The organism is Bifidobacterium sp. UBA6881, assembly GCA_002451435.1.
GTDB lineage: Bacteria > Actinomycetota > Actinomycetes > Actinomycetales > Bifidobacteriaceae > Bifidobacterium.
In genome coordinates this window covers 1-219 of the sequence record DKCF01000067.1, presented here as the reverse complement: position 1 = coordinate 219, position 219 = coordinate 1, and the positions used below count along the sequence as shown (strand labels likewise).

Sequence of the window (219 nt, the reverse complement as noted above, 5' to 3'; positions counted from 1 at the left end):
CGGTTGCCCTTGGCGTAGTCGAGGATCTTGTATCCGTCGTACTTGTATGTGGCGGTTGCGCTCTTGCCGTTGCGGGTGAATGTGATCTGATCGCCCTTGATGGTGATCTTCTCGACGTCGGTCTTGTAACCGGTGTCGTAGTACTTGTTGTATTCGGCTTCGGTCATATCGCCCTTCTTGGCCTTGGCCTGCATCACCTTCTTGAGCTTGCCTTCCTTC

The 219-nt window shown here is 53.9% G+C and carries 1 protein-coding gene; it reads right to left on the bottom strand.

Going from position 1 to position 219, the window contains the following annotated elements; translation table 11 throughout:
* Positions 1–219: ZinT/AdcA family metal-binding protein (locus B3C64_RS04885; RefSeq protein WP_291534153.1), on the bottom strand; the 219-nt coding region annotated here is incomplete at both ends.